The 13,815-nt window shown below is 69.2% G+C and carries 15 protein-coding genes and 1 riboswitch; of the genes, 4 read left to right on the top strand and 11 right to left on the bottom strand.

Annotation, left to right across the window (positions count from 1 at the left end):
* Positions 1-2: 2 nt before the first annotated feature.
* A complete protein-coding gene (locus tag G537_RS0105850; RefSeq protein ID WP_051247964.1) occupies positions 3-728 on the top strand; it encodes a J domain-containing protein in 726 nt (241 codons plus the stop codon).
* Positions 729-731: 3 nt separating this feature from the next.
* On the opposite strand, the gene G537_RS36660 is transcribed toward G537_RS0105850, so the two are convergent.
* From G537_RS36660 to coxB, 10 genes are all read right to left on the bottom strand, one after another.
* The gene (locus G537_RS36660; protein WP_051247961.1) at positions 732-2,183 is read right to left on the bottom strand and encodes a DHA2 family efflux MFS transporter permease subunit; all 1,452 of its coding nucleotides are present in this window, start codon (positions 2,181-2,183) and stop codon (positions 732-734) included.
* Between the two features lie 300 nt (positions 2,184-2,483).
* The gene (locus tag G537_RS0105840) at positions 2,484-3,977 is read right to left on the bottom strand and encodes a carboxypeptidase M32 (RefSeq protein WP_026869302.1); all 1,494 of its coding nucleotides are present in this window, start codon (positions 3,975-3,977) and stop codon (positions 2,484-2,486) included.
* Positions 3,974-4,699, bottom strand: a complete 726-nt coding sequence (locus G537_RS36655; protein ID WP_034850690.1) for an SURF1 family protein — start codon at positions 4,697-4,699, stop codon at positions 3,974-3,976. The genes G537_RS0105840 and G537_RS36655 overlap by 4 nt, the downstream gene beginning before the upstream one ends.
* Positions 4,700-4,706: 7 nt before the next feature.
* A complete protein-coding gene (locus G537_RS0105830) occupies positions 4,707-5,060 on the bottom strand; it encodes a DUF983 domain-containing protein (RefSeq protein WP_026869301.1) in 354 nt (117 codons plus the stop codon).
* A 6-nt stretch (positions 5,061-5,066) separates the two neighbouring features.
* A complete protein-coding gene (locus tag G537_RS0105825; RefSeq protein WP_026869300.1) occupies positions 5,067-5,945 on the bottom strand; it encodes a cytochrome c oxidase subunit 3 in 879 nt (292 codons plus the stop codon).
* A gap of 76 nt (positions 5,946-6,021) precedes the next feature.
* Positions 6,022-6,627 (bottom strand): cytochrome c oxidase assembly protein, encoded by a 606-nt coding sequence (locus tag G537_RS36650; protein WP_051247958.1) that lies wholly within the window; start codon positions 6,625-6,627, stop codon positions 6,022-6,024.
* A 1-nt stretch (position 6,628) separates the two neighbouring features.
* Complete coding sequence (locus G537_RS43535; protein ID WP_155888515.1) at positions 6,629-6,796, bottom strand: hypothetical protein; 168 nt, start codon at positions 6,794-6,796, stop codon at positions 6,629-6,631.
* Positions 6,789-7,715, bottom strand: a complete 927-nt coding sequence (locus G537_RS0105810) for a heme o synthase (RefSeq protein WP_026869299.1) — start codon at positions 7,713-7,715, stop codon at positions 6,789-6,791. The genes G537_RS43535 and G537_RS0105810 overlap by 8 nt, the downstream gene beginning before the upstream one ends.
* A 75-nt stretch (positions 7,716-7,790) precedes the next feature.
* A complete protein-coding gene (ctaD, locus tag G537_RS0105805; RefSeq protein WP_026869298.1) occupies positions 7,791-9,389 on the bottom strand; it encodes a cytochrome c oxidase subunit I in 1,599 nt (532 codons plus the stop codon).
* 77 nt (positions 9,390-9,466) lie between these two features.
* Positions 9,467-10,336: a cytochrome c oxidase subunit II gene (gene coxB / locus G537_RS36645; protein ID WP_034850688.1), complete on the bottom strand. Its 870-nt coding sequence runs from the start codon at positions 10,334-10,336 to the stop codon at positions 9,467-9,469.
* 330 nt (positions 10,337-10,666) lie between these two features.
* Here coxB and tldD point away from each other — a divergent pair, with 330 nt between their 5' ends.
* Positions 10,667-12,100 (top strand): metalloprotease TldD, encoded by a 1,434-nt coding sequence (gene tldD / locus G537_RS0105795; protein ID WP_026869297.1) that lies wholly within the window; start codon positions 10,667-10,669, stop codon positions 12,098-12,100.
* The gene (locus G537_RS0105790; RefSeq protein WP_026869296.1) at positions 12,097-12,435 is read left to right on the top strand and encodes an antibiotic biosynthesis monooxygenase family protein; all 339 of its coding nucleotides are present in this window, start codon (positions 12,097-12,099) and stop codon (positions 12,433-12,435) included. The genes tldD and G537_RS0105790 overlap by 4 nt, the downstream gene beginning before the upstream one ends.
* A gap of 4 nt (positions 12,436-12,439) precedes the next feature.
* Here the strand turns inward: G537_RS0105790 and G537_RS0105785 are convergent, their stop codons facing one another.
* The gene (locus G537_RS0105785; RefSeq protein ID WP_026869295.1) at positions 12,440-12,874 is read right to left on the bottom strand and encodes a GFA family protein; all 435 of its coding nucleotides are present in this window, start codon (positions 12,872-12,874) and stop codon (positions 12,440-12,442) included.
* A gap of 172 nt (positions 12,875-13,046) precedes the next feature.
* A riboswitch (FMN riboswitch) is annotated at positions 13,047-13,207 on the top strand.
* A 72-nt stretch (positions 13,208-13,279) separates the two neighbouring features.
* On the opposite strand from G537_RS0105785, the gene G537_RS0105780 reads away from it, so the two are divergent.
* Entirely contained in the window at positions 13,280-13,774 is a 495-nt protein-coding gene (locus tag G537_RS0105780; protein ID WP_245578941.1) for a 6,7-dimethyl-8-ribityllumazine synthase, read from the top strand.
* Positions 13,775-13,815: the final 41 nt, after the last annotated feature.

Here is a 13,815-nt window from a genome sequence, read left to right as displayed (position 1 = left end):
CCGTGATCCAGCTTCTCCTCCTGGTCCTGGCGCTCGGCATCGGGCTGCCGCTGCTCGCCCGCTGGTTCGCCAACACCGAGCCGAAGAAGGTGGTCCGCGGCGCCCGCTGGGGCGGCATCCTGCTGCTGGCCGGACTCGGGCTGTTCCTGCTGCTGACCGGACGGCTGGCCGGCCTCCTTGCCGTGCTCGGCGCCGTCCTGCTGTGGTTGCAGCGTCTGTCGCCGCTGCTGATCCAGGGTCTGCCCTGGTTCCTGCGCTGGCGCCGGGCCCGGCAAACCGCGGCCGGGCCGACACCCGGCCGCGCCTCGCGGCTGAAGACGCGCAGCCTCGACATGCAGCTCGACCACGCCAGCGGCGCGATGGACGGCTATGTCCTGCGCCCGGGCCCGATGGAAGGCCGCAGCCTGGCCTCGCTGGCCCTGCCGGCGCTGCTGCGCCTCCTGGCCGAATGCCGCGCCGACGATCCCGATTCGGCCCGGGTGCTGGAGACCTATCTCGACCGCCGCTTCGGCCCGGACTGGGCGAAGCAGGACGGGGCCGGTCCCCGCAGGGACGAGATGTCGGAGGCCGAGGCCTATGCCCTGCTCGGCCTCGCCGCCGGCGCCTCGCCCGCGGCGGTGAAGGCGGCGCATCGCCGGATGATGAAGCGGCACCACCCGGACCGCGGCGGCTCGGCCGACATGGCGGCCAGGCTCAACGCCGCCCGCGACAAGCTGCTGGGACTCTGAATCCTACTCTCCCGGCGCGACCCGGGCGGAGCCTGGCCGCTCCGGCGGCGCCACCGGGGCGACGGCGTGGCCGGAGACCTCGGCCCCAGCATCGGGGGCGAGGCGCAGGAACATCAGCACCGAGCACAGGGACAGGAGGCCGACCGCGGCGAAGGCCCAGGAGAAGTCGGCCGCCTGCAACTCGCCGCCGCTGCGCAGCAGCAGGGCCAGGTTCAGCAGCACCGCGCCGGTGGCGACGCCCAGGCTGGCCGAAAGCTGCTGCGCCGTGCTCGAGAAGCTGGAGGCGCGGCTCATCTTCTGCGGCGGGATATCGGCGAAGGCCAGCGTGTTCAGGCTGGTGAACTGCAGCGACCGGAAATAGCCGCCGGCCAGCAGCAGGCCGAGGATCAGGAGGTGCGGCGTGTCCGCCCGGAACAGGGAATAGCTCATCAGGAAGGCCGAGCTGATCACCGCGTTCCACACCAGCACCGGGCGGAAGCCGAAATGGCGGATGATCCGGGTCGCCGTCATCTTCATGCACAGCGCGCCGGCGGCGCTGACGAAGGTCAGCAGGCCGGATTCGAACGGGGTCATGCCGAAGCCCAGCTGCAGCATCAGCGGCAGCAGGAACGGGATGGCGCCGATGCCGATGCGGAAGATGGTGCCGCCGACCAGCGAGATCCGGAAGGTGCGGACATGCAGCAGCTTCAGGTCGATGATCGGCGCCGGCACCCGATGGGCGTGGCGGACATAGAGCCAGATCAGCGCGGCCCCGAAGGCCAGCAGGCCCAGCGTCACCGGCAGCGGCACGATCGCCCGACCCACCGTCTCGAAGCCGAAGACCAGGCAGGCCAGGGCGGTGCCCGACATCACCAGGCCCCAGCCGTCCAGCGGGGGCTTCTCCTCCTCGCGCACGTCGTCGATGAACAGGGTGACCAGGATCACCCCGATGATCCCGATCGGCACGTTGATGAAGAAGATCAGCCGCCAGGAGCTGTAGGTGGCGATGAAGCCGCCCAGCGGCGGGCCCAGGACCGGGCCCAGCAGGGCCGGGGTGGTGAAATAGGCCATCGCCCGCACCAGCTCGGATTTCGAGACGCTGCGGAGCAGCACCAGCCGTCCGACCGGCACCATCATGGCCCCGCCGATGCCCTGGACGATGCGGGCGCCGACCAGCTCGGCCGTGGAGTTCGAGAGGCCGCAGAGGACGGAGCCGATGGTGAAAACGATGATCGCCGCCCGGAACACGGTCTTGGCGCCGAACCGGTCGGCGATCCAGCCGCTGGCCGGGATGAACACGGCGAGGCTGAGCAGGTAGGAGGTGATGGCGAGGCTGAGATGCAGCGGGTCGGTGCCGAAGGAATGGGCGATGTTCGGCAGCGCCGTCGCGATCACCGTCGAATCGAGATTCTCCATGAACAGCGCGCAGGCGATGATCAGCGGGATCAGCACCTGGCGCGGAAGGCGGGTCGTCATGTCTCAAGGCCGCGGCGGCGCGGCCCCCTCGGGCGTTCGGATTCCGACTCAACTCGTCTGACGGGTCGGAATCCTGCGCGCCAAACCGGCATTGGAGACATGCAAGTTTCGGGCGTCAGGCCCCCATGCCCCGTCTCTCGCGAATGCCGCCTGTCACAGGCTCACGGCCGATCACATCCCATACCGTCATTGCGAGCGCAGCGAAGCAATCCAGGGGCCGCACGCACCGGCCCCTGGATTGCTTCGTCGGCTTCGCCTTCTCGCAATGACGGTGTTGGGAAGCCACGTCCCGACCCCTGATCACCCCTCACCGGCATAGCGCCGGCGCAGATGCGCCTTGAACACGGCGGCGTCGAGCGGCCGGCCGGTGGCGCGGGTCAGCAGCTCGTCGGTCTCCCAGCGCGCACCCTGCTCATGGATGTTGGCGCGCAGCCAGCCGACCAGCGGCGCGAAGTCGCCGCGGCCGATCGCCGGCAGGATCTCCGGCTCTGCCCGGTTGGCGGCGTCGAAGATCTGCGCCGCGGTCATCGCACCCAGCGTGTAGGTCGGGAAATAGCCCCAGCCGCCGCTCGGCCAGTGGATGTCCTGCAGGCAGCCCAGCCGGTCGTTCGGCGGCACCACGCCCAGCAGCGCCTTCATGCCGTCGTTCCAGGCGGCCGGCAGGTCGGCCAGCGGCAGATCGCCGGCGATCATCGCCCGTTCCAGGCGATAGCGCAGGATGACATGGGCGGGATAGGTCACCTCGTCGGCGTCGACCCGGATGAAGCCGCGCTCGACCCGGGTGTAGTGGCGCCACAGCGCCTCCGCCTCCCAGGCCGGGCCGGAGCCGCCGAAGGCCTCGCGCATCCGGGGCGCGGCGAAGGTGATGAACTCGCGGCTGCGGCAGGCCTGCATCTCCATCAGCAGGGACTGGCTCTCGTGCAGGCTCATGCCGCGGGCCTGGCCGACCGGCTGGTTCATCCAGGTCTGGGGCCGGCCCTGCTCGTAAAGGGCGTGGCCGGTCTCGTGCAGCACGCCCATCAGCGCGCGGGTGAAGTCCGTCTCGTCGTAGCGCGTGGTGATGCGCACGTCGTTGTCGGCGCCGCCGCAGAACGGGTGGGTGGAGACGTCGAGCCGCCCGCGCTCGAAGTCGTAGCCCAGCACCCGCATCATGGCGATGCCCAGCGCCCGCTGCGCCTCGACCGGGAAGGGGCCCTCCGGCCGCGGCGTCGCCGGCCGGTGCGCCTGGATCGCCAGCACCTCCTCGGTGAAGCCGGGCAGGAAGGCGGCCAAGTCGTCGAACAGCGCGTCGATCCGCTCCGACCGGCCGCCGGGCTCGTAATCGTTCAGGAGGGCGTCATAGGCCGGCAGGCCCAGCGCCTCGCCCTTGGCCCGGCCGATCTCGCGCTGCAGCCGCAGCACCTCCTCGAGCTTCGGCAGCAGCGACGGGAAATCGGAGTCGGCGCGGGCCTGGCGCCACGCCATCTCGCAGGCCGACACCGCCTTGCTCGACGCTTCGACCAGGTCGGCCGGCACCGCCGTCTGCACCGTCCACAGCCGCCGGATCTCGCGCAGATTGGCGCGCTCCCACTCCCCCAGGCTGTTGTCGGCCTCGGCCTCCGGCAGCCAGTCGGACAGGCGCGGATCGGTCAGCATGCCGTGGCGCAGAACGTGCAGCAGCGCCAGGCTCTCGGCCCGGGTCCCGGCCGCGCCGTTCGGCATCATCGTGGCGTTGTCCCAGTCCAGGATGCCGATGGCGTTGGACAGCGCGGCGATGCGGCCGAAATGGGCGGCGATCTCGGAATAGGCGGTCATGCGTCGGGTCCTTTCCCGGCGGCGCGGCCGCGCCGCAGATGGTGCAGCAGATAGATCGCGACCAGGATGGCGGCGAAGCCGAACCAGGTGATCGCATATTGCAGATGGTTGTTCGGCAGGTCGATCTTGGTCTGGCCGCCCAGCGGATAGCGCCCGCGGTCCGGACCGGCCGCCTGCTCGACCACCACCGGCGCCACCCGGTCCAGCCCGGCCGCGGCGGCCATGGCCGGCGGATCGACCCAGAACCATTCGTTGGTCGCCGGGCTGTTGTCCGGCTGCATCCAGCCCTGCGCCAGGGGACGCCGGGCGATGCCTTCCACCGTCACCGTCCCTTCGGGCGGCGGATCGAAGGCGGCGGGCTTGCCGTCGGGGCCGAGCGGCACCCAGCCGCGGTTGACCAGCACCGCCGGCCCGCCGTCGTCCCGGATCAGCGGCGTGACCACCTGGATTCCGGTCACGCCGTCATGCACGCGGGCCAGCAGCCGGAAGGCGTGCGCGGCGTCGAAGCGGCCGGTGACGGTGACGTGGCGGTAGTCGAAGCCGGGATCGATCTCGGCCGGAAGCGGCGCCGCCGGCGCGGCCAGGCCGTGCTCGATCCGCCCGATCAGCTCGGTCTTCCAGATGCGGCGCTCGAGCTGCCAGACGCCGAGGCCGAGCATCAGGGCGAGGGCGGGGATCAGGAAGACGGTCGGCCAGAACTCCGGCCGGAAACGCCGTGCCATCAGGCTCTCATCGACCCGTGCTGCGGTGGCGGTACTGCAGCGCCACGATATAGGCCTTGGCGGGGCGGATCAGCACGGCGGTGAGCAGGACGATCAGGACGCCGCCGATCGCGATCGGCGCCCAGTCGGGCAGGTCGTAAGCGATGCCGAGCCAGAGCGCCAGCGGCACCACGGTGAAGCCGAGGATGAAGATCAGGAAGACGGCGGGGCCGTCGCCCGAATCGACCTCGGAGAGGTCGAGGTCGCAGACCGGGCAACGCTCCGCCACCGTCAGGAAGCCCTTGAACAGAGGCCCCTGGCCGCAGCGCGGGCATTTGCAGCCAAGCGCCGCGGTCAGGGGAGAGACAGAGCCGGCGGGCACCGAGGATCAGTGCGCCACGGCGGCGCCGTGGCCGCCCCACCAGTAGATGGCCACGAACAGGAACAGCCAGACCGCGTCGACGAAGTGCCAGTACCAGGCCGCCGCCTCGAAGCCGAAATGGCTGTCCTTGGTGAAGTCGCCGCGCGCGGTGCGGAACCAGCACACCGCCAGGAAGATGGTGCCGACCAGCACGTGGAAGCCGTGGAAGCCGGTCGCCATGTAGAAGGTCGAGGAGAAGATGCCGTCGCGGAAGCCGAACTCCGCGTGGGTGTATTCGTAGAGCTGGATGCAGGTGAAGATGATGCCGAGGAGCACGGTGACGCCGAGCGCCTTCGACGCCTCCTTCATGTTGCCTTCGACGATCTCGTGATGCGCCCAGGTGACGGTGCAGCCCGACAGCAGCAGCACCAGGGTCATCAGCAGCGGGAAATGGAAGGCATCGACCGGGACGATGCCCTTGGGCGGCCAGATGCCGCCGGTCGCCTCGACCCGGGCGTATTGCGCCGCCTCGTTGACGAACAGGCTGGAGTCGAAATAGGCCCAGAAGAAGGCGACGAAGAACATCACCTCCGAGGCGATGAACAGCATCATGCCGTAGCGCAGGCCCAGCTTCACCACCGGGGTGTGCAGCTTGCGGAAGGTCGCTTCCTTGATGACGTCGCGCCACCAGCCGAACATCACCCCCAGCACGCCGAGGAAGCCGATGATCAGCAGCGCCGGCCCCTCGTCATGCATGAACAGGACGCCGCCTATCGCCATGACGCCGGCAGCGAGCGAGCCGAGCAGGGGCCACGGGCTGGGGTCGACCAGATGATAGGGGTGCGGAACCGCGTTCAGTTCGTAACTCGTCTCGTGCCGGTCGGCATGGACGTCGGTGCTGCTCATCCTCGTGCCCCTCTCGGTCTCTTTTCCGATATTCGTTTCGGTGTTCCGCCCCATGGCCACAGCCCTCGGCAGGCCGTCAGCTGTCGTTCTTGGCCGCACGATAATAGGCGGCGACCGCATTCTCCAGCGCCTTCGACCGCTGGGCATAGAAGGTGTAGGACAGGGTGATGGTGCGCACGTCGCTCAGGTTCGGTTGCGCGTCCATCGCCGCGTCGACGTAGAAATAGACCGGGAACTCCACCGTCTCGCCCGGCTGGATGATCTGCTCGGTGAAGCAGAAGCACTGCACCTTCGAGAAGTAGAGCCCCACCTTGTCCGGCGTGACGTTGTAGACCGCCTGGCCGGCGGTCGGCTCCTGGGCGTTGCTGGTGGCCTTGAAGTAGATCAGCGCCGGCTCGCCGAGGCGGACCTCGACCTCGGCCTGCTCGGCCCTGAAGGTCCAGGGCAGCCCGCCATCGGTGTTGGCGACGAAGCGGACCCGGACCTTGCGGTCCAGCACCTCGCCGGACACCGAATCGGCGACCTGGGTGGTGCCGCCATAACCGGTCACCTGGCAGAACAGCCGGTACAGCGGCACCGAGGCGAAGGCCAGCAGGCCCATCGAGAAGGCAACGCCGCACAGCCCGGTCAGGATCAGGCGGTTGCGGCGGCGGAGCTTCGGGTCGAGGGCCGGGCCGCCCATCTCAGCCCCCCGTCATCTTGACGATGGTGATCACGTAGATCAGCACGATCCAGGCCAGGAGGCCGAGGGCGAGCGCGATGTTGCGGCCGCGCAGGCGGCGCTGGGCGTCGGGCGCCGGAACCCCGTGCCGGGCGGGCTTGGTGGTGGGGTGGTCGGCCATCTCAGACATGAATGTGGTCGATGATCAGAAGGCCGAAGATCGCGAACAGGTAGAAGATCGAATAGCCGAACATCTGCTTGGCGGCACGGTGGTTCGTCGTCGCACCGTCCTCGCCCAGCACGCGGAGGGCGCAGAGGATGAACAGCGCGCCGAGCAGGCCGGCGCCGATAGCGTAGGTCAGCCCGGCGACGCCGAGCAGCCACGGGGCCAGGCCGATCGGGAACAGGGCCAGCGTGTAGGCCAGCATCTGGCGCTTGGTCTCGCGCGCGCCGGACACCACCGGCAGCATCGGCACCCCGGCCTTGGCGTATTCCTCGCTGCGGAACAGGGCCAGGGCCCAGAAATGCGGCGGGGTCCACATGAAGATCAGGGCGAACAGCACGATCGAGGGCAGGCCGACATCGCCGGTCACGGCGGCCCAGCCGATCATCGGCGGGAAGGATCCGGCGGCGCCGCCGATCACGATGTTCTGCGGCGTCCGCCGCTTCAGCCATATGGTGTAGACGAAGACGTAGAAGGCCGAGGCCGCGGCCAGCACCCCGGCGGCGACCCAGTTGACCGCCAGGCCCATCAGCAGCACCGAGGCGACCGACAGGAACACGCCGAAGGCCAGCGCCTCGGACGGCGCGACGCGGCCGCGCACGATCGGCCGGCCGCAGGTCCGGCTCATCACCGCGTCGATGTCGCGGTCGTACCACATGTTGATCGCCCCGGCCGCGCCGGCGCCGACGGCGATGCACAGCACCGCGGTCGCGGCCAGGACCGGATGCAGATGGCCCGGCGCCGCGATCAGCCCGGCGATGCCGGTGAAGACGACAAGGGTCATCACCCGCGGCTTCAAGAGCGCGAGGTAGTCCTGCCAGGTGGCGCCGCCTTCGGCATCCGCCGCGGCGGTTCGGGCTGTCCGGTCCAGGGTCACGTCCGACATCATAAACCTCAAGCGGACCGGGCCGCACGGGAGATCCGCGCGGCCCGGCCCGGTCTTCTCTCCATCAGCCTCGGATCACTTGACCCGGGGCAGGTGCTCGAACTGGTGGAACGGCGGCGGCGAGGGCAGCGTCCATTCCAGCGTGGTGGCGCCTTCACCCCAGTAGTTGCCCTCCACCCGGCGGCCGTACCGGACCGTGTAGATCGCGATGCCGACGAACAGGAAGGCCGCGGCAACCGAGATATAGGCGCCGAAGGACGACACCATGTTCCAGCCGTGGAACGCCTCCGGATAGTCCGGCTGGCGCCGCGGCATGCCGGCCAGGCCCAGGAAGTGCTGCGGGAAGAAGGTCAGGTTGACGCCGACGAAGGTCATCCAGAAATGGATCTTGCCCCAGGTCTCCGGGTACTGCCGGCCCGACATCTTGCCGATCCAGTAGTAGAAGCCGCCGAAGATCGAGAACACGGCGCCCAGCGACAGCACGTAGTGGAAATGCGCGATCACGTAGTAGGTGTCGTGCAGGACGGTGTCGATGCCGGCATTGGCCAGCACCACGCCGGTGACGCCGCCGATGGTGAACAGGAAGATGAAGCCGATCGCCCACAGCATCGGCGTCTTGAACTCGATCGACCCGCCCCACATCGTCGCGATCCAGGAGAAGATCTTGATGCCGGTCGGCACCGCGATGATCAGGGTGGCGGCGGTGAAGTAGGCGCGGGTGTCGACGTCGATGCCGGTGGTGAACATGTGGTGCGCCCACACCACGAAGCCGACGACGCCGATCGCGACCATGGCGTAGGCCATGCCGAGATAGCCGAACACCGGCTTCTTCGAGAAGGTCGACACGATGTGGCTGATCATGCCGAAGCCCGGCAGGATCATGATGTAGACCTCGGGGTGCCCGAAGAACCAGAACAGGTGCTGGAACAGCAGCGGGTCGCCGCCGCCCTCGGGCTTGAAGAAGCTGGTCCCGAAGTTGCGGTCGGTCAGCAGCATGGTGATGGCGCCGCCCAGCACCGGCACGGCCAGCAGCAGCAGGAAGGCGGTCACCAGCATCGCCCAGACGAACAGCGGCATCTTGTGCAGCGTCATGCCGGGGGCGCGCATGTTGAAGATGGTGGTGATGAAGTTCACCGCGCCGAGGATCGAGGACGCGCCGGCGAGGTGCAGCGCGAAGATCCCCATGTCGACCGACATGCCGGGCTGGCCCGCCTCCGACAGCGGCGGATAGATGGTCCAGCCGGTGCCGGCGCCCTGGCCGACGAAGGCCGAGCCGATCAGCAGCGCGAAGGACGGGACCAACAGCCAGAAGGAGATGTTGTTCAGCCGCGGGAAGGCCATGTCCGGCGCGCCGATCATGATCGGCACGAACCAGTTGCCGAAGCCGCCGATCATCGCCGGCATGACCGTGAAGAAGATCATGATCAGGCCGTGGGCGGTGATGACGACGTTCCACTCCTGCCCGTCGGCCAGGAACTGCATTCCCGGGTTCTGCAGCTCGAGCCGCATGATCAGCGAGAACACGCCGCCGACCAGACCCGCGATGATCGCGAAGATCAGGTACAGCGTGCCGATGTCCTTGTGGTTGGTCGAGAACAGCCAGCGCTTGATGAAGCCCGGCTTGTGGCTGTGGTGGTCGTCGTGACCGTGTGCGTGCGCTTCGGCGTGAGCCATCGTGTCAACCTCTCCCCCGTCCGGGGCCTTGCCTGTCGGGGCCGCCGGCCCCGAGTGGGATCACTCCCCGAGTGGGATCACTGGCCGGCCTGGGCCAGCTTGGTGCGCGCCTGCGCCTCGTCCCAGGTCATTGTCAAAAGCTTCGGCTTCTCGGCCGGGTTGGGCCCGACCTTCTCGATGACCCACTTGTCGAAGTCCTCGCGGCTGACCGCATGCACCTCGATCGGCATATAGGCGTGGTCGGTGCCGCAGAGCTGCGAGCACTGGCCGTAATAGACGCCCGGCTTGGTGATCCGGACCCAGGTCTCGTTGGTCCGGCCCGGGATCGCGTCCTTCTTGATGCCGAAGGCGGGCACCGCCCAGGAATGGATGACGTCGCCGGCGGTGGTCAGGATCTGGATGTCGGTGTCGACCGGCAGCACCACCGGATTATCGACCGACAGCATCCGCACCTGGCCCGGCTTCAGATCCGCGTCCTTCACCAGGTAGCTGGTGTATTCGGCGATCTTCTGGTCCGGATACTCATAGCCCCAGTACCACTGGTAGCCATGCGCGATCAGCGTCATCTCCGGATTCGGCGTCCGGTCGCTGGCGTAGAGCAGCCGGAAGGACGGGGCCGCGATCACCAGCAGGATCAGCACCGGCGCGACCGTCCAGATCACCTCGATCAGGGTGTTGTGCGCGGTCTTCGACGGCACCGGGTTGCGGTTGGCGTTGAAGCGCCACATCACGTAGACCAGCAGCCCCAGCACGAACAGGCTGAGCGCCACGATGATGACCAGGAGCAGGTCATGGAAGCTCTCCATCTGCTCCTTGACCGGCGACGCCGCCTCTTGGAATCCGAGCTGCCAATTGTGCGGTGGGCCATCTGCGAAGGCCGCGCCCGTGCCCAGAAGAAGCAGGACCGACGCGCCTGCCGCTAATCCACGCAGTCTGCCCGATCGCATGCCTTGCCGCTCTTTCGTTATCGTTGACGTTCCCACCCATGGCCCCGCATCGGCTGCTGCCGACACCTGGTTCCGTTCGGCCTTATACCGGCGGAACCGCGAGGGTTGAAGCCCCCACGACGTCGGATGCCGCACGAATCCGGGCCAATCCTGGCCATGGCGAAAATACAGGGCGTTTCCGGGGGCAACAACAGGCCGCGCTGCCGCGCCCATCACGCAAATGGTCGCATCCGCGCGGCAGCCGATTCGGGTCTGCGGCCGATCGGGGCTGGCCCCCGCCGGCCGGCCGCATTATCTCAGGAGTCCAGATCCGCTGACCGGAATCCCGTCATGAGCGTCCTCGACCAGACCGACGACCTGTTCTTCACCCAGGCCGGGCTCGACCGCGCCCGGCTCGAGCGGCTGGTCGGCGATGCCCTGCAGGGCGCCGATGACGGCGAGCTGTTCCTGGAATACGTCCAGTCCGAGGGGCTGAGCTGGGACGACGGCAAGCTGAAGAGCGCCAGCTTCGACACCAGCCAGGGATTCGGCCTGCGCGCGGTGGCGGGTGAGACCACCGGCTACAGCCACGCCTCCACCCTCAGCGAGGATGCGGTCAGGCGGGCCGGCGAGACGGTGCGTGCGGTGCGCGCCGGCCATGGCGGCAGCCTGGCCGAGCCGCCGCAGGGCACCAACCGGCAGCTCTACACCGACGTCAACCCGCTCTCGGCCGTGCCGTTCGAGGCCAAGGTCAAGGTCCTGGCCGAGATCGACGCCTATGCCCGGGCCAAGGACCCGCGGGTGCGCCAGGTCAGCGCCTCGATCAGCGGCAACTGGCAGGCGGTGCGGATCATCCGCGCCGACGGCCGCCACGCCGCCGACATCCGGCCCTTGGTGCGGGTCGGCGTCTCGGTCGTGGTCGGCGACGGCGACCGGATGGAGAGCGGCAGCCACGGCGCCGGCGGCCGCACCGGCTACGACTTCTACCTCGAGCCGGGGCAGTGGCAGGCGGCGGTGGACGAGGCGCTGCGCCAGGCGCTGGTGCGGCTCGATGCCGTCGAGGCGCCGGCCGGTGAGATGACCGTGGTGCTCGGCCCCGGCTGGCCCGGCATCCTGCTGCACGAGGCGATCGGCCACGGCCTCGAGGGCGACTTCAACCGCAAGAAGACCTCCGCCTTCTCGGGCCTGATGGGCCAGCGCGTGGCGGCGCCGGGCGTCACCGTGATCGACGACGGCACCCTGCCGGACCGGCGCGGCAGCCTGACGGTCGACGACGAGGGCACGCCGACGCGCAGCACCACGCTGATCGAGGACGGCATCCTGGTCGGCTACATGCAGGACCGGATGAACGCCCGGCTGATGGGCATGGCGCCGACCGGCAACGGACGGCGGCAGAGCTACGCGCATCACCCGATGCCGCGGATGACCAACACCATCATGCTCGGCGGCGACACCTCGCCGGCGGAGATCCTGGCCTCGGTCAAGCGAGGCCTCTACGCCGTCAATTTCGGCGGCGGCCAGGTCGACATCACCAACGGCAAGTTCGTCTTCTCCGCCTCCGAGGCCTATCTGATCGAGGACGGCAAGATCGGCCCGGCGGTGAAGGGCGCGACGCTGATCGGCAACGGCCCGGACGCGCTGACCAAGGTGTCGATGGTCGGCGACGACATGGCGCTCGACCCCGGCATCGGCACCTGCGGCAAGGAAGGCCAGGGCGTGCCGGTCGGCGTCGGCCAGCCGACGCTCAGGATCGACGGGCTGACGGTGGGCGGCACCCGCGCATGATCGCGGTGATCTTCGAGGTCGAGCCGGCGGAAGGCCGGTTCGACGACTATCTCGACCATGCCGCACGCCTGCGACCGATCTTGGAGCAGATGCCCGGCTTCATCTCGGTCGAGCGCTTCCGCAGCCTGACCAACCCGGACAAGCTGCTGTCGCTGTCCTTCTGGGAGGACGAGGAGGCGGTGGCGCGCTGGCGCAATCGGGCCGAACACCGCGCCGCCCAGGCCGCCGGCCGGGCCGGCATCTTCCAGGGCTACCGCCTGCGCATCGCCGCGGTGCTGCGCGACTACGACATGGTCGGGCGGCGCGAGCAGGCGCCGGCGGATTCGCCGTTCTGAAGCGTCACCCCAGCCCCGGCACCCGCGGATAGCCGGGGTCGCCCTGGGCCGGATACCGCGGCCATTGCGGGGCATCGCCGGCGATCGCGTAGTAGTCGCCTTTGTCGGCGGTGAAGAGATGGGCGCCGATCCTGAGCCCGGTGGCGCCGTCCAGCGTGCCGGCGGCGATGCTGATGGCGCGGCCGTGGGCCGGCTTCCAGAACAGGTTGCTGCCGCATTCACCGCAGAAGCCCCGCTCCGCTTCGGGCGAGGACCGGTACCAGCGCAGCGTGCGGTCGCTCTCCAGCACCAGGTTATCGGCGGCGCAGGCGGTGAAGGCGGCGTAATGGCCGGAGGTGCGGCGGCACTGGCCGCAATGGCAGGCGACCACCTGCCGCAGCGGGCCCGTCACCCGATAGCGCACGGCGCCGCACAGGCAGCCGCCGGTCTGGTCCGTCATCGCTCGCCTCCCCTCAGGATCAGGCGCCCAGGATGCTGCCTCTCGGCCGAGTCGATTGTGCGGGACCCGTCCCGCGATGTCGCAGCCGCGCCACCGCCATGTCGCGTCCGGCCTTGCCAAGCCCCGTTCCGCTTCCGATATTCGCCGGAGCCGTCCGGATCCCCCGGGCGGCGGACGTTCTCAGGGCGGGGTGGAAGTCCCCACCGGCGGTGATGGCGTGGTCGCGAAGGGCCACGCACGAGCCCGCGAGCGCCTGCCGGGCGACCGGCGGGGTCAGCAGATTCGGTCAGAACCCGAAGCCGACGGTCACAGTCCGGATGAAAGAGAACGGGGACGACGGCCGGGCGCGAGTCCCGGCGGCCGGTCCCGTATGCCCTGATTCTGGTCCGTTGCATGAGGATGACCATGAATCAGCAGTCTTCTTCCCGTACCGACGCGCCGCGCATCGCCTTCATCCAGGCCTGCTGGCACCGCGACATCGTCGACCAGTGCAAGACCGCCTTCCTGGCGGAGATCGCCCGGGCCGGCGCTTCGGCCCCCGAGGTCGAGCTGTTCGAGGTGCCGGGCGTGTTCGAGATCCCGCTGCACGCCCAGTTGCTGGCCAAGAGCGGCCGCTACGACGCCATCGTCGCCGCCGGCTTCATCGTCGACGGCGGCATCTACCGCCACGAATTCGTGTCGACGGCGGTGATCGACGCGCTGATGCGGGTGCAGCTCGACACCGAGGTGCCGGTGCTATCCGCAGTGCTGACGCCGCAGCGCTTCCACGAGCACGAGACCCACGCCGCCTTCTTCCGCGAGCATTTCCTGGTCAAGGGCAAGGAGGCGGCGGAGGCCGCGCTCAAGACCATCGCCGCGGTGGCGAAGCTGCGCAGCCAGGGTCTGCGCGCGGCGGCCTGACACCGCACCGGCGGCTTGGGCCGGCGCCGCCCCCTCACCCT

The sequence above is a fragment of the Inquilinus limosus DSM 16000 genome (assembly GCF_000423185.1).
GTDB lineage: Bacteria > Pseudomonadota > Alphaproteobacteria > DSM-16000 > Inquilinaceae > Inquilinus > Inquilinus limosus.
Note: the sequence above shows the minus strand (reverse complement) of the source record. Positions and strands in the feature narration are given on the sequence as shown.